Source organism: Photobacterium sp. (assembly GCF_033720175.1).
Lineage (GTDB): Bacteria > Pseudomonadota > Gammaproteobacteria > Enterobacterales > Vibrionaceae > Photobacterium.
Window position 1 is genome coordinate 97,991 of record NZ_JAWWDA010000006.1, and the last position, 15,193, is coordinate 113,183.

13 protein-coding genes are annotated in these 15,193 nt (G+C 44.3%); 6 read left to right on the plus strand and 7 right to left on the minus strand.

Features of this window, described 5'->3' with window-relative positions; all coding sequences use genetic code 11:
• Positions 1–55: 55 nt before the first annotated feature.
• Positions 56–1,129: a porin gene (locus R3289_RS08665; RefSeq protein ID WP_318925126.1), complete on the minus strand. Its 1,074-nt coding sequence runs from the start codon at positions 1,127–1,129 to the stop codon at positions 56–58.
• 736 nt (positions 1,130–1,865) lie between these two features.
• Here R3289_RS08665 and R3289_RS08670 point away from each other — a divergent pair.
• Positions 1,866–2,537, plus strand: a complete 672-nt coding sequence (locus tag R3289_RS08670) for a DUF2057 domain-containing protein (RefSeq protein WP_318925127.1) — start codon at positions 1,866–1,868, stop codon at positions 2,535–2,537.
• 171 nt (positions 2,538–2,708) lie between these two features.
• On the opposite strand, the gene R3289_RS08675 is transcribed toward R3289_RS08670, so the two are convergent.
• The 3 genes from R3289_RS08675 to zipA all read right to left on the minus strand — a co-directional run bounded on the left by R3289_RS08675 (position 2,709) and on the right by zipA (position 7,440).
• A complete protein-coding gene (locus R3289_RS08675) occupies positions 2,709–3,776 on the minus strand; it encodes a porin (protein ID WP_318925128.1) in 1,068 nt (355 codons plus the stop codon).
• 532 nt (positions 3,777–4,308) lie between these two features.
• Positions 4,309–6,324: an NAD-dependent DNA ligase LigA gene (gene ligA, locus R3289_RS08680; protein ID WP_318925129.1), complete on the minus strand. Its 2,016-nt coding sequence runs from the start codon at positions 6,322–6,324 to the stop codon at positions 4,309–4,311.
• A gap of 72 nt (positions 6,325–6,396) precedes the next feature.
• Positions 6,397–7,440: a cell division protein ZipA gene (gene zipA, locus R3289_RS08685; RefSeq protein ID WP_318925130.1), complete on the minus strand. Its 1,044-nt coding sequence runs from the start codon at positions 7,438–7,440 to the stop codon at positions 6,397–6,399.
• Between the two features lie 363 nt (positions 7,441–7,803).
• Between zipA and cysZ the strand changes: the two genes are divergently transcribed.
• From cysZ to crr, 5 genes are all read left to right on the plus strand, one after another.
• Positions 7,804–8,571: a sulfate transporter CysZ gene (cysZ, locus tag R3289_RS08690; RefSeq protein WP_318925131.1), complete on the plus strand. Its 768-nt coding sequence runs from the start codon at positions 7,804–7,806 to the stop codon at positions 8,569–8,571.
• Positions 8,572–8,883: 312 nt separating this feature from the next.
• Complete coding sequence (gene cysK, locus R3289_RS08695; protein ID WP_318925132.1) at positions 8,884–9,852, plus strand: cysteine synthase A; 969 nt, start codon at positions 8,884–8,886, stop codon at positions 9,850–9,852.
• A 315-nt stretch (positions 9,853–10,167) separates the two neighbouring features.
• Positions 10,168–10,425, plus strand: coding sequence for an HPr family phosphocarrier protein (locus tag R3289_RS08700; protein WP_107281790.1), 258 nt, complete (start codon positions 10,168–10,170; stop codon positions 10,423–10,425).
• A 54-nt stretch (positions 10,426–10,479) separates the two neighbouring features.
• The gene (gene ptsI / locus R3289_RS08705; RefSeq protein WP_318925133.1) at positions 10,480–12,207 is read left to right on the plus strand and encodes a phosphoenolpyruvate-protein phosphotransferase PtsI; all 1,728 of its coding nucleotides are present in this window, start codon (positions 10,480–10,482) and stop codon (positions 12,205–12,207) included.
• Positions 12,208–12,250: 43 nt separating this feature from the next.
• Complete coding sequence (gene crr, locus R3289_RS08710; protein ID WP_318925134.1) at positions 12,251–12,760, plus strand: PTS glucose transporter subunit IIA; 510 nt, start codon at positions 12,251–12,253, stop codon at positions 12,758–12,760.
• Between the two features lie 290 nt (positions 12,761–13,050).
• Here crr and R3289_RS08715 read toward each other — a convergent pair whose 3' ends face one another.
• The 3 genes from R3289_RS08715 to R3289_RS08725 all read right to left on the minus strand — a co-directional run bounded on the left by R3289_RS08715 (position 13,051) and on the right by R3289_RS08725 (position 14,934).
• On the minus strand, positions 13,051–13,947 hold the full coding sequence (locus tag R3289_RS08715) for a Dyp-type peroxidase (protein WP_318925135.1): 897 nt from the start codon (positions 13,945–13,947) through the stop codon (positions 13,051–13,053).
• Positions 13,948–14,062: 115 nt separating this feature from the next.
• Entirely contained in the window at positions 14,063–14,467 is a 405-nt protein-coding gene (locus R3289_RS08720; protein WP_318925136.1) for a hypothetical protein, read from the minus strand.
• Between the two features lie 5 nt (positions 14,468–14,472).
• The gene (locus R3289_RS08725; RefSeq protein WP_318925137.1) at positions 14,473–14,934 is read right to left on the minus strand and encodes a DUF2919 domain-containing protein; all 462 of its coding nucleotides are present in this window, start codon (positions 14,932–14,934) and stop codon (positions 14,473–14,475) included.
• Between the last annotated feature and the right edge of the window lie 259 nt (positions 14,935–15,193).

Below are 15,193 nucleotides of genomic sequence, written 5' to 3' on the forward strand. Positions count from 1 at the left end.
AAGGCTTCGGTAAAAACGAAGCCTTTTAAACACATTGACACTTAAATCCAAAAAATTAGAAGTACCATTCAGTACCAATACGTACCATGGTATCACCTTCGCCATCGTTACTATGCTCTGCAACGCGTAGGAAAGTGTATACAGAGTTAAAGCTATAGCCAAATTCTGCCGTTAGTGTTTCACGATCTAAATATGCATCTGTTTTAGAGTCAGTCTCACCCGTTTGATTTGCATAACCCAGACGGAAATTTGCACTACCCATATAGTAGTTAGCTTGAAGTGAGTAAGCTTCGATTTCACGTTTGTCGTATGCAAAGCCACCCTTGTCTTTCGCATCATATTCACCCGTTTTATACGCACCGGCAATCATTACGCTGTCCATTGGACGTAACTCGAAACCAGCAAAGAAAGAGTCCGTATCGCCGACTGAATTAGCTTTAGCGGGCTTAGCACTTCCATCTGGTAATAATGATACATCTGAACCAGAGTCAAAGATGGTATCAGTTGCTGTTTCAAATGCGGCGTGAAGGGTTAGCATCTCAACCGGGGTAATAGAAACTTTAGCCCCGTAGAATGTAGAATCATCGGTCTTAGAGCTACCATTACCTACCGACACACTAAAGTTAACCATATCTGCATAGTTAATTGAGTCAAAACGTACTTGCTGACTCTTACGATCAAATAAGAAACGCTCACCGCTACGCCATCCGCGGTCAAACGTTGTACCCATGTTAGATGCACTGTAAGGCCAGTCAACCAGTTCATACATTGGTGTTAGCATGCGACCAAAGCGTACCGAACCCCAGTCATCACCACGCATACCGACGTAGGTATCACGGTTACCTAACTTGGCACCATCATCTAAAACCCAACCGGATTCAATCTGGACAAAAGCTTCTACACTGTCTGTCATCGCCTGTGAAGCACGAAAGCCAACACGGCTCTCGTTCTCTAATTCAAAAGTACCACCTTTCGCACCGTAATCTACCGCCGAAATAGAAACGATACCATAAACCTCAACCTTAGAATCATTCGACTCACCGATGGTATATGCATTGGCAGAAACTGAAGCCATCGCAGCTGATGCGATTGCCGCACCCAGCAATGTACGCTTGAATGTCTTATTCATGGAAAACTCCTAATAATCGAATAAATAGCTGTTTTATGTGGACTAACCTCAGTTGGCCGCCGAAGATCAGCACACATAATTATGTTTAAGTGTTTTGAACAAGGGCAAGACTACAAGCTTTTTTCGATACGTGAAGATAGTGAAAAACAAACTATGACGACCTTCAAACCAGTGAAACCTAAAAAAAAATAAAACAATTAAAAACAACAAGATAACAACAAAACATAAGAAAACACAAAACACAGAGTACATGCATTAATGTGCGCTCAATCGCAAGATTGCGTACGGTACGGATAAAATTAGGCTTCCAATGAGAGTTTATGAGAGGGCTATAGATTGATTCATGTTTATTTTGACCAGAATCGTGATCTTCATCCCGTTTACTTAACGGGCCAATGAGCTTACTTCCGATTATCCACTTGTTTTTACATCACAATAAATCATGTTGAGCCAATATTGCTTAATCACTTACTCCTAACTAAAAATTCGAAAACACAACTGATGAAAACCAAAACTTGCAGATAAATATATAAAAAACATATGAATTTAATTAAATAGCCAGAGGGTATATATAGTCTGGCAATTAATTTCATGGTTGTGACTGATCTCTGATTACGACCATAGAGAGAGTAAATAAGCTTTTTCACACCAGAGCAGCAAAGTAAAATCGTAATGTAAAATAACTTTCCACAGGACAGCCGCTAACAGGTTAAGCTGCCCCTTAAAGGAGTCTTTAATGAAGGTAAAACAACTTGCTCTAGTAACGATGTTACTACCGTTGGCATCAACAGCTGGGGCGCAGGTTACGCTGGAAATACCGAAGGGAATTCAACCTTTGGTAATTAACGGCCAAGATGCCGGTTATTCCATATTTGGCTTTGATCATAAGCCGGAAATTGAATTGCCAGATGGTACCAATCAGGTGGTTTTCCGTATTGCTAAAGTTGTCAGAGAAGCAGGCAGCTTAAAAACAAAATATAAATCCACCCCTGTCATTATTCGTTTTGATGGAAATAATACCCAGCTAAAACTCGAGATTCCGAACATCAAGACAATCGATGAAGGCCGCGACTTTGACAACACGCCTTCGTTTACGGTTACAGAATCTGGAAGTGATTACCCATTCGTATTCGACACAATGCCCATTGGCTTTGATCTTGCCCCTGATTTTACTCGTGAAGTTGAAAAGTATAATAAGAGTGGAGCAATCGCCAGTCTCATCGCTTCCGTTGCTCTGCCCGAGAAAGTGGCATCTAAAGCCGTTGTTGAATTGTCAACCGACACCGTAATACCAACCCAGCTCACAGAATCCAATAAGGCTGAAATGATGCTGCAGCACTGGTTCCACCAGGCCGATGATAAAACAAAGAAGAAATTTTTAAGCTGGGCTGTCACCAATATCAATTAACTCTTTAATCCCAATAGGGATAACAGCAAAAAGGCTCATTCATAATGAGCCTTTTTTAATGGATTTGGTTTTATACCAATTGTCACTTTTTATAAAAAAGTAAAAAGCCGACTGATAAACAGTCGGCTTTAACGTCATATTATGCCATGTTTCTGTTAGACAAAATGCCTATTAGAAGTAGTATTCTACACCGACACCAGCACCAAATTGGCTTTCACCATCGCGAGTGATCTGGTATGGACGTGCATACACAATAGCTGATGGGTCTAGGAAGTACGTCGCATCAAAAGAGACGATATCTTCAGCACCAGCAGTCGTTTTAACATTGCCTGTTTCTAAATCTTGCTGAGCGGCATAACCTAAGCGGAATAGCCAGTCTTCCATAGAATAAGAAACACCGACTGAGTAAGCAGTCTGATCCTGGTCGGCTGAATTGTCATCATATTCAGCACCCATAATTTTATAAGCGCCGTGAACGCCAAATGAACCGAATGTTGCCTCAAAACCTGCAATGATCAGCTGAGTATCAGAACCAACGCGAGCCACAGTCTCATCATTCGGTGTATCTTTGTCATCTTTTACAGCTTTAGTCACTTCGCGGTCAGTACCGAGTTCATAACCAAGATGGAATACCGCTGGACCGGCTTTAATATGTGCAGCCGCACCATAGAAATTATTTCCATCTTCAGTAACGTTACCTTTACCAGCCGCTAATGAGAAATTCACCGCACCAAACTGAGCAGAATCAAAGCGGATGCTGTCACCATGACGATCGTAGTTTACACCGCCCTTGACATCAGTTACCCAGTCAAAGACTTTACCACGTGCTTGACCTGAGTATGGCCAGTCAACAATCTCATATGCTGGTGTTAATACACGACCGACGCGTACTTTACCGGCATCAAATTCAAAGCCGATATAGGTATCACGGAAACCAAAGTTAGCTGTATCTACTGAATCATCCTTAATCTTGGCATCGCCATCACCTACGTTACCGCCTTCCATCTGCCAGAAGAGCTTAGGACCTTTTTCCAGATCTATACTACCACGTAAACCAAAACGTGATTCATTCACAACATTTAAAGTATCACCTTCAGCCTCGCCGCCCCATACTGAGACAGCAATCTGACCATACAGATCCACAGTATCGGTTGCAGGTTTTGCTTGAACCGCGACTGAAGCCATTGCTGCAGCTGCAACAGCCACACCTAAAACTGAACGCTTAAACATGTTTTTCATGGAATAACTCCTAAAAAATACTAGCTGTTTACTTGTGTCTTATTGGTTGGCCGCCGAAGACACCAAGTAACTCTCCCGATATGCCAGCCGAAATCTAAATTCGACTAAATCATATTTTTTTAGTTCTTTATGAACCGCTGTGAAACTTCAGGTACAAGACTACTTTCGCAGCGCAAAACATCAACCATAACTTAATTAATTCTTTAAAAAATATGACTCAGTGCAAATTTAACGCGCTACAGTGATCAAGATCAAATCTCACTCAAAGAACTTGTAAACAAACCTAAAAGTTGATTAAAAACAACAATATAAATAAAAACAAAAAACATAAAATGAGAAGTGTCACTAAAAAATAGCCCGCCATTTTTATATTTACAGCTTGAAGGCTGTCAAATTTCTAAAAATTTAATTGAACTATTTTAGCCACGTAAAATATCTAAGGGGAATAATTTGAAATGAGAAATAAAGGCAAGGGGAATAAGTGGGTATGTTCATTAATATGGAAATAAGAACATACCCGGGGAGAAGGCGGTTAACGATTCATGAAATCAACAAGCGTTTGTTCATCCCAAATTTCAATGTCAAGCTCTTGTGCTTTGGCTAACTTAGAGCCCGCCGCTTCACCGGCAACCAGTAAATCGGTCTTCTTGGAGACACTGCCCGTCACTTTAGCCCCCAAGCTCTGTAACGCCGCCTTGGCATCAGATCGGGTCAGTTGCGATAGGGTACCAGTTAAAACAACAACTTTTCCTTCGAGAGGCAACTCCATGTCTGTATCCGGCTTTTCTATCGCAGGCCAGTGAATACCGACAGCCAGTAAGTCAGCGATCACTTCCATGTTATGCGGTTCACGGAAGAAGTTGAACAGGTGCTCAGCAACAATATTGCCGACGTCCGGAACCGTAATTAACTGTTCTTTCGTTGCCTTAGCAACGGCCTCTAAAGTTTCAAAATGGTTAGCCAGATTTGCAGCAGTGGCTTCCCCCACCTCTCGAATACCGAGTGAATACAAGAAACGTGGTAGCGTGGTCAACTTTGATTTATTAAGGGAGTCAATCAGTTTTTGGGCAGATTTAGGCCCCATACGCTCAAGCACTGTCACCATACCAGCCGACAATTTAAACAGATCCGCAGGGGTCGATACCATTTCCCGATCGACCAGTTGCTCGATGACTTTTTCGCCACAACCATCAACATCCAGCGCTTTACGGGAAACGAAATGTTTAAGGGCTTCTTTACGTTGCGCCTGACAGAACAAGCCGCCAGAGCAACGCGCCACCACTTCGCCGTCAACACGTTCTATTTTCGATTGACACACCGGGCATTCTGTTGGGAAAACAATCGGCTCGGCCCCCTCTGGCCGACGTGACTCAACCACAGAAACGACTTGAGGGATCACGTCCCCCGCCCGGCGAATAATCACCGTATCGCCAACCATCACGCCTAAGCGGGCGATTTCATCGGCATTATGCAGTGACGCGTTACTGACAGTGACACCACCGACAAAAACGGGTTTTAACTTCGCCACCGGGGTTATCGCCCCTGTTCGCCCGACCTGAAACTCAACATTGTTAAGTACCGTCATCTCTTCTTGGGCCGGGAATTTATAGGCAATCGCCCAGCGAGGGGCTCGTGCTACGAACCCAAGTTGCTTTTGTGTCTCAACATCATCAACTTTAATTACGACACCGTCGATTTCGTAAGCCAGATCCTGGCGACGCAGGCCAATATCCTGATAGTAGGCAATCACATCATTCAGAGTCTCAAGCTGCCTGATTTCAGGGCACATCGGTATCCCCCAGCCTTTCAATTGTACCAGGCGATCATACTGGCTTGGAGCCAATTCAATACCATTGACAATGCCGACAGAATAGGCATAGAAACTTAACGGGCGGGTTGCGGTAACCTTCGAGTCTAGCTGGCGAAGGCTGCCTGCCGCTGCATTACGCGGATTAACAAAAGGTTTTTCACCTTTTTTTAGGGCACGTGCATTCAGCGCATCAAAGCCTTTCTTAGGCATGAATACTTCGCCGCGAACTTCCAGCCGAGCCGGCCAGCCTCCACCTTGCAACTTCAGGGGAATGGAACGAATGGTACGTACGTTGGCGGTTATGTTTTCCCCCGTACTGCCATCACCCCGCGTTGCCGCCTGAACCAGCACACCGTTTTCGTACATCAGACTTACCGCCAAGCCGTCCAGCTTTGGCTCACAGCAGTAACTCAATTTCCCCGCAGAGATCCGGCGATCCAGCATCCGTTTTTCGAAAGCCCGCAGATCTTCGTCATTAAACGCATTATCAAGCGATAACATAGGTAGTTCATGCTTTACCTGGGTAAAAACGTCAAGTGGAGTACCGCCAACTCGCTGGCTAGGAGAATCAACCGTCACCAATTCCGGATATTCGGCCTCTAGATCCAGTAACTGTTGCATCATCCGATCATATTCAGCATCAGGGATTTCTGGGTTATCTTCTACATAATAACGGTGACCGTGATATGCGAGTTGTTCACGCAACGCGGCAATTTGTTGCTGAATGTCGGTACTCATTACTCTTCCTACCTAAAAAATAAGGCTCCTCTGCAGGAGCCTAATAGAAACTATCTATCTTAACTATGGAGCTTAAATCTGGGTGTACAGCTTAGCTTTTTCACGATATTCATCGATTCGGTTCGGGGTGATCATCGTTCGCTCATGATCAAGCACATCGGCATTTAATTCATCGGCAATCTGCTGAACCGTTTGTAGCATCAAATTGAAATTCTGATCAGCACGACCATAACAAGGCAGCATCAGATAAAAAGAGACGCCCGGTGTTTCAAAGTCGTCTGCGCCTCCTTCAGGGAAGTTGCCCGGATGGACCATATTAGCGACAGAAAACAGTACCGGTTCAATACCAGCCAGATCGGCATGACGGTGATAAACCGCATTATCGCCAAAAATCAGATTGTGTTGCTCAAGGCAACCAAATAACCTTGCCCCTTGCAGCATCTCGCCATTACGGGCATGGACACTCAGGGCCAGATAGCTCGGTTCAAGTTCCGGCTCTGGTTCTTCAGGTTCAATAAGCTCTGCAACCTCTTCCGAGATATCGGCCACAACCGGTTGGGCTTCTACACTGCTGTTGGGTTCAGCGTCAGGTCTTGTAGACAGCGCTGTATCCGCTGTTGCTGGCTCAGCGTTGACGACTTGAACAGGCTCAGCCTGCCCTTGCGGTTCAACAGACATTCTCTCCGCTGATGGTTCAGCAACCGGCACCGCCTCAGGCTTTGATTGGTCTGTATCGATACTCGCTGGCGGTTCAATTTTTTCCGCGGTTACTGATATTGTGGGCACATCAGCCCCATCATCGACAAAAGGTGCATTATAGGCAGCATCAAGCAGCGGATCAGCTTGCAACTTTTCGCCAAAATGTAATTCAGGCTCGGTACGTTTATGGGCTTTTTTCTCAGCTTCTTCTGGTGCATTATTGACCACCCGAACGAAACCAACGCCATCTTGATCAAAACCATCGGTATCTACATTGTTAGTATCCCCTAACTTACCTAACGGTTTCTCACCAAATTTCGCGGGCTTTTCTTTTCTGCTGGTCCAAAGACCGTGTAAAAGAAGCGCAGAGATAGCCAGCGCACCAACAATAATAAGAACCAGACGCAATTCCTGCATTATGAATACTCTGAATTAACTCGTTATCCCTTACGGGGTAAATGATAGTAAAAATGTCACAGGTCTTACAAAAGCACCTGAGCTGATTAAAAGCTAACAGGTTTAAAGCCTACTATTAACTTAATGTACCAAAACTCAATTAATAATGAGAAGATGAATATCGGTATTCGTGCAAGATAGTGCTACCGAGCACAAATTTGCACAAATTTCAGACAAAATAACCACCAAACTTCCCTCTTATAGCTATGACAACAAATTGGGGATTTGATTCTATACCGTTCTCCCCGTTAACATGCCCGGTATCCCATAGAAGAAGATCAACGTCCGCCTCTCTGGATGAGAACTTTGTGTAAGGAGTATTTAATGTCAAAACCGCAAATCATCCAAGCCCCAATCAGTGGCGCAGGATACTTTTTCAAAGGCATGTCTTTAGCCATGCAACCGGGAACCCGGCGATTTGTCATTCTGCCTCTCTTAATTAATGTGCTGTTGTTTGGCAGTGCATTTGGTTTTGTCTTAAGTCAACTCAGTGATTGGATTAACAGCTGGTTAGCATCATTACCGTCATGGTTAGATTGGCTGTCTTATGTGCTATGGCCACTGCTTGCGATAGCAACGCTGGTCATATTTTCATATCTCTTCAGTACCATCGCCAATTGGATTGCTGCGCCGTTTAATGGCTTACTGGCAGAGCACCTCGAAGCAAAACTGACCAATAAGCCTGCACCAGATGCGGGGCTAAAAGAGATAATGAAAGATCTGCCGCGGATCATGAGCCGAGAATGGACAAAAATTAAGTACTATCTGCCAAAAGCTATTGGCTTGCTCATCCTGCTTTGGATTCCGGCTATCGGCCAAACCGTTGGGCCGGTATTGTGGTTCTTATTCAGCGCATGGATGATGACCATTCAATATGTCGATTACCCGTTCGATAACCATAAAATTCCTTTTGGATCGATGCGTGATGCCTTGAAACTCAAACGCGGTAAATCACTCAGCTTTGGCAGTTTAGTCATGCTCTTTACCATGACACCCATACTGAACTTATTTGTTATGCCAATCGCCGTATGCGGCGCAACGGCGATGTGGGTCGATCATTACCGAGAGCAGATGATAGGTACTAAACACTAAGCAAAAAGGAGAGGAAACTCTCCTCTTATTTACAATGCGGTGGGCAAGATCAGGCTTGCTAAGCCAATTAATGTTTCAAAAACAATCGACTTACTTATCCTACCGCATATAAAGCCCAAGAACCGTTTTCACCGGTTATATACCCAAGTGGCACTCTTTCCGTAACCGCACTTCTCTCTCGATCCTCAAAGCTAGAATTTAGGGTCTTCTTTTATAACAATAAGATATAACAATAAATTACTTTCCAAATACTAATGACGGTTTATGCTTACTCTATCTGAAATTAGAACGTGTCATGAAGGAACGACAAGCATGAGCAAGATTTACGAAGATAACTCCTTAACGATTGGTAATACTCCGCTAGTACGTCTGAACCGCGTAAGTAAAGGTAACGTTCTGGCGAAAGTCGAAGCCCGTAATCCGAGCTTCAGCGTTAAATGCCGAATTGGCGCTAATATGATTTGGGATGCCGAGAAAAAAGGCCTCTTAAAAGACGGCGTTGAACTGGTTGAACCGACTAGTGGTAACACCGGTATTGCCCTGGCTTTCGTTGCTGCAGCACGCGGTTATAAGCTAACCCTGACCATGCCTGAAAGTATGAGCCTCGAACGCCGTAAGCTGCTTAAGGCTTTGGGGGCGAATTTGGTGCTGACCGAAGCACCAAAAGGTATGAAAGGTGCGATAGATAAAGCAGAAGAGATTGTAGCATCAGACCCGGATAAGTATCTGCTACTGCAGCAATTTAACAACCCTGCCAACCCTGAAATTCACGAAAAGACAACAGGTCCGGAAATTTGGGATGCGACAGATGGTGACGTTGATGTCTTCGTCTCTGGTGTCGGAACCGGCGGTACGCTGACAGGCGTTAGCCGTTTCATCAAGCTGCATAAAGGCAAAGCCATTACCACAGTTGCCGTCGAACCTTCCGAGTCTCCGGTTATTACCCAGACCCTGAACGGTGAAGAAGTAAAACCGGCACCTCACAAAATTCAAGGGATCGGCGCAGGCTTCATTCCAGGCAACCTTGATCTGTCTCTGATTGATGAAGTTGAACGCGTCAGCTCTGAAGACTCTATTGCGATGGCGCGCCGCCTAATGGAAGAAGAAGGTATTCTGGCTGGTATCTCTTCCGGTGCCGCCGTGGTGGCTGCAAACCGGATTGCTGAACGCCCAGAGTTTGCCGGTAAAAATATTGTTGTTGTGCTGCCAAGTTCAAGTGAGCGTTACCTGTCCACGGCTCTGTTTGCAGGTATTTTCACCGACAAAGAAACCCAACAGTGATCACACTTTTAAGTAATCCATAACTAATTCTTGCCTTATAAAGCTCCTGCGGGGGCTTTTTTGTTGCATTTTCCCTTTACGTTTAATATAAACTTGCAACGCTTTAATTTAAGCATCGAATTAAAAGGTTAAATTTTGACCTTAAAGATGCAACCAAGACAAACAATCTCACGAAAACTTGACTTGGGTTAAGCTAAAACGACGAACTGTTGGGTAGTTTATACTAAGTATTGGCAAGCTAAGACTACACACGTTAAGCTTTCTTTCAGTTACATAAATATTAAATAAATATTATATCGATAATCGGGGTGAAAAATGTATCAGAAGCAAGTTGAAATTACTGCAGAAAACGGTCTACACACTCGTCCAGCGGCTCAGTTCGTTAAAGAAGCTAAAGGATTCGACGCCGACATTACTGTTACTTCTAACGGTAAGAGCGCAAGTGCAAAAAGTCTGTTCAAACTACAAACACTAGGTTTAGTTAAAGGTACTCACGTAACTATCTCTGCTGAAGGTGCTCAGGCACAAGCTGCAGTAGACCACCTGGTTGCTCTAATGGACACGCTGCACTAATCCGCCGTCTGTTTGTTACGTTCCCTAGTTTTTTAGTTAATTTAAGGTAAGGCTATGATTTCAGGTATCCTGGCATCTCCTGGTATTGCTTTTGGTAAAGCACTGCTACTACAAGAAGACGAGATTGTTATTAGCAAAACTCCAATCTCTGCAGACCAGATCGATAACGAAATTCAATGTTTCTTCGACGCTCGAAAAAAATCTTCTGAGCAACTAGAAGTAATCAAAGAAAAAGCACGTGTCACCTTCGGTGAAGAGAAGGAAGCGATCTTTGAAGGTCACATCATGTTGCTGGAAGATGAGGAGCTTGAAGAAGAAATCATAGCCTTCATTAAAGACAACAAAGCATCTGCAGCCCTGGCTATTCACTCTATTATCGAAGAGCAGGCAACAACGCTAGAATCTTTAGATGACGAATACCTGAAAGAACGTGCAACGGATATCCGCGATATCGGTAGCCGTTTCGTTAAAAACGCATTAGGTATCAGCATCGTTAACCTAAGTGCCATTAACGAAGAAGTGATTCTGGTTGCAAACGACCTGACGCCTTCTGAGACAGCACAAATCAATCTGGATTACGTACTGGGCTTCATTACTGATATCGGTGGCCGTACTTCGCACACCTCTATCATGGCACGTTCTCTTGAGCTACCTGCAATCGTGGGTACCAACGATATTACAACTCGTGTTCAAAATGGTGACATGCTGATTCTTGATGCAATCAATAATCAAATCGTGATCAACCCAACACAAGCCGAGTTAACCAAATTCAAAACGATCCGTGACGAGTATCAGGCTGAGAAAGATGAGCTTGCAAAACTGAAGGACCTACCTGCTATTACCCTTGACGGTCAGCAAGTAGAAGTTTGCGGTAACATCGGTACCGTTAAAGACTGTGACGGTATTAACCGTAACGGCGGTGAAGGTGTTGGCCTGTACCGTACCGAGTTCCTGTTCATGGACCGTGACTCTCTTCCAACCGAAGATGAGCAGTATCAGGCATATAAAGACGTTGCTGAAGCAATGCACGGCGAATCAGTAATTATCCGTACCATGGATATCGGTGGTGACAAGGATCTCCCGTATCTGGATCTGCCTAAAGAAATGAACCCGTTCCTGGGCTGGCGTGCAATTCGCATCAGCCTGGATCGTCGTGAAATTCTGCGTGACCAGTTGCGTGCAATTCTACGTGCATCGGCACACGGTAAGATCCGCATCATGTTCCCGATGATTATTTCTGTAGAAGAAATCCGTGAACTGAAAGCAGCTATTGAAGAATACAAAGCTGAACTGCGTACTGAAGGCCTTGCTTTTGACGAGGAAATCGAAATCGGCGTAATGGTGGAAACACCTGCAGCAGCCGCTATCGCACACCACCTTGCTAAAGAAGTATCCTTCTTTAGCATTGGTACAAACGACTTAACCCAGTATACTCTTGCAGTTGACCGCGGAAATGAGCTTATTTCTCATCTATATAACCCGCTATCACCTGCCGTACTGACTGTGATCAAGCAAGTTATCGATGCTTCTCATAAAGAAGGTAAGTGGACTGGCATGTGTGGCGAGCTAGCTGGTGACGAACGTGCTACCCTATTGCTATTAGGCATGGGTCTGGACGAGTTCAGCATGAGCGGGATTTCAATTCCACGCATTAAGAAAGTTATCCGTAACACTAACTTTGCTGATGTTAAAGCCATGGCAGAGCAAGCACTTGCTCTACCTACGGCGGCTGAAATCGAAGCACACGTAGAAAAATTCATCGCAGAAAAGACCATCTGCTAATAATATAGCTGCAGATAGAATAACAACGCTTAGGAGCAACGATATGGGTCTGTTTGACAAATTGAAGAAGCTGGTTTCTGACGACAGCAACGAAGCTGGTGCCATTGAAATTATCGCACCACTTTCTGGCGAAATCGTAAACATCGAAGATGTGCCAGATGTTGTTTTTGCAGAGAAGATCGTTGGTGACGGCATCGCTATCAAGCCTACTGGAAACAAGATGGTTGCACCAGTAAACGGTACAATCGGCAAGATCTTCGAAACCAACCACGCCTTCTCTATTGAGTCTGACGATGGTATTGAGCTTTTCGTTCACTTCGGTATTGATACTGTTGAGCTGAAAGGTGAAGGCTTCACTCGCATTGCAGAGGAAGGCCAAACTGTTAAAATCGGTGACACTGTTATCGAATTCGATCTTGCGCTACTGGAAGAGAAAGCAAAGTCAACTTTGACTCCTGTTGTTATCTCTAACATGGACGAGATCAAAGAACTGAACAAACTTTCTGGCGCGGTGACTGTGGGTGAAACTCCAGTTCTACGCATCAAGAAGTAAGATTGTCTCAGTCTTAACAAAAACGCCACCTTCGGGTGGCGTTTTTGTTTATGGGTGCAAAAAATAGAGACGAGTATCTAGTGTCGAGATATTAGAATCTATAGTCGTGTAAGCACGATTTCAAAAACCTAAATGAAGTGTCAAGTTCTTGATCTTCCCAGAGCCTGTTTTTCCTAGGCGCTTAAAGCGTCTTATCCTCGCCACTCTAAAATCGCACCTAGTTTACTCGAAACAGTTTATCTGCCGCTCCTCAGGGCCATAGAACCGCTTTAAACCGCGCTTACCGTTTATTACAAACTTTCCAACATCTCAACCGGCGGTGCAAAGAAGTATGCGCCAGTGACAGCCTTCGTAAAACGTAGCATCTGATCCGATTGACCATCGCTATCGCCGTACATACTCTTTAACATCGCATTGAAATTATGCTGAGTATGGCAATAGGCAATGAACAGCAAGCCATGATCGCCGGTTACCGTGCCGTACGGCAGGCTGTGGCGCACAATCTTAAGGCCTTTGCCTTCTTCTTTAAGATCAACACGGCCAACGTGAGAAGCTGCGGGAACATCTTCCAACTCAACCGAGCCCTGTTTAGTCCGACCAATTACTTTTTCTTGTGCCTGAATATTCAGACGATTCCAAGCAGGCAGATTATGCACAAATCGCTGAACCATCACGAAACTACCACCTGCGAACTCACCACCTTTGATCAAAGCAACATCACTACGGGCTTCTGTCGTTTTCGGATTTTCCGTGCCATCAATGAAATCAATCATGTCTCGAGAGTCTAGGTACTTAAAACCATAAGTCTCGTCTAACACTTCAATGTCTTTTGCAACAGGTTCAAGAAAGCAACGTAAGGTGTAGAAGTTCAAATCATGACGGCTTGAGTTTATATGAAGCAGAATATCACCTCCCGTTACAGGTGCCGTGATATCACCGCTACCAAGCGGAGTAAAATCTTCAAATTCTGCTGGACAGCCTTTATCTAAAGACAGCCAGAATGCTTTGCCAAAGGCCAGGCTGGCACGAAGATTGCCATCAGGCTGCTGCTCGTTCAGTGTTGCTAATGTATGATGCAGCGATTTACACTGAGCAATAACCGCGTCCTTGCCTCCGATAACCTTCATTACAACATAAAGGGCAAAAGGGCCGGCTTCTGGCAAAATTGCGGGTTGTGCGATAGCCATATGATTCTCCTGAATATTCTTCAACGTCAATCTAGAGAAATGATTATAACGTTTCCGGCCATAAAAAACGCTCCCGACAGGAGCGTTATATTATTCAATCTTAAGCCGGTGAACGTTATACCGAAGTCACTTCGACATGAAGTTTTACCTGTTCATGGGAACGGTCATCAACCGTTTCAAATGATGTAGGCGAATTCAAACCCGTTGAAAGTGTAGGTGAAATAATGGTACGCCACTCACCATCATCCAGACGCTCTTGTACCTTAAAGGCTATTATCACTTCTTCCGCTGATACTTGCAGCAACTCTGCACTGCCAACCAGCTCACGGGCACTGCTCCCCTCTTCTGATGTGCCGAAAAAAACCGTTTCTTCACCAGGTAGCAGAGACAGTGATGTATTTACCGTCTGCTTGGTATCTAAACCGGTCAGTTCAAAGTTAACGTCTAATAACCAGTCAGCCATGGCTAAAGGGCTTAACAGTGCACTAAAGAGCACTAAACCTTTACTCCATTCATTCATTTGCTTTACCTCTCTATAGGCCTATCTGCAAATGTATTCCTGACTCGGGTGCTTCTCATCAAATACAAACTGAACCACAGGGTAAGCAACATCGTCGTTGCGCGAGTCCAGCTGAATGCACCATGAGTGAGCGACAGGTGATACAGTTGCAGTAAACAATCGGTGATATAGGCAGCAAGTAATAATTTTTTGCCGTGCTGCCATAAAAAATTCATTAAGTTGTAGTTTTTATATCGCAGGCCGGATAACCACATCAATAGTAGTGCGGGTAACCCTATTGCCATTCCGACATACAAGCTTTCTCGTAATGGATAGAAAATTGTCAGTATTTGCGACCCCTGATCGCGGCTGGCTCCAGCCATTACAAAGACAATCCACGCTTTAGCGCTGAACGCCAAAACTAACCACAACATCATCGAAGGCTTTAGCAAGCCATGCTTGTCATAAGCATCCATTGGATAAAACAAAGTGTTTCCTCACACATTCTCTCTCTATGAGCAATGGTGGCAAACCATACCAAATTCAACCAGTTGAATATAATGTACATTGTATTTATTGTTTTAATAAGATAATTCATCTCGATGAAACAGTAACCTCGCCGTGGTTAATTCTGTGGTACACCGCACTTTTCAATTATTCATCTTGTAGCCAAGATCACGCTTTATCTTCAAATAACCACACAAATTCTGTTTTATTACGAAAGCCTCGGTGTCAGAACAATTTAGG

Bases quoted from the DNA above. Each gene is read 5' to 3' on its own strand.
- R3289_RS08665 (WP_318925126.1), bottom strand. From the start codon at position 1,129: ATGAATAAGACATTCAAGCGTACATTGCTGGGTGCGGCAATCGCATCA.
- R3289_RS08670 (WP_318925127.1), top strand. From the start codon at position 1,866: ATGAAGGTAAAACAACTTGCTCTAGTAACGATGTTACTACCGTTGGCA.
- R3289_RS08675 (WP_318925128.1), bottom strand. From the start codon at position 3,776: ATGAAAAACATGTTTAAGCGTTCAGTTTTAGGTGTGGCTGTTGCAGCT.
- ligA (WP_318925129.1), bottom strand. From the start codon at position 6,324: ATGAGTACCGACATTCAGCAACAAATTGCCGCGTTGCGTGAACAACTC.
- zipA (WP_318925130.1), bottom strand. From the start codon at position 7,440: ATGCAGGAATTGCGTCTGGTTCTTATTATTGTTGGTGCGCTGGCTATC.
- cysZ (WP_318925131.1), top strand. From the start codon at position 7,804: ATGTCAAAACCGCAAATCATCCAAGCCCCAATCAGTGGCGCAGGATAC.
- cysK (WP_318925132.1), top strand. From the start codon at position 8,884: ATGAGCAAGATTTACGAAGATAACTCCTTAACGATTGGTAATACTCCG.
- R3289_RS08700 (WP_107281790.1), top strand. From the start codon at position 10,168: ATGTATCAGAAGCAAGTTGAAATTACTGCAGAAAACGGTCTACACACT.
- ptsI (WP_318925133.1), top strand. From the start codon at position 10,480: ATGATTTCAGGTATCCTGGCATCTCCTGGTATTGCTTTTGGTAAAGCA.
- crr (WP_318925134.1), top strand. From the start codon at position 12,251: ATGGGTCTGTTTGACAAATTGAAGAAGCTGGTTTCTGACGACAGCAAC.
- R3289_RS08715 (WP_318925135.1), bottom strand. From the start codon at position 13,947: ATGGCTATCGCACAACCCGCAATTTTGCCAGAAGCCGGCCCTTTTGCC.
- R3289_RS08720 (WP_318925136.1), bottom strand. From the start codon at position 14,467: ATGAATGAATGGAGTAAAGGTTTAGTGCTCTTTAGTGCACTGTTAAGC.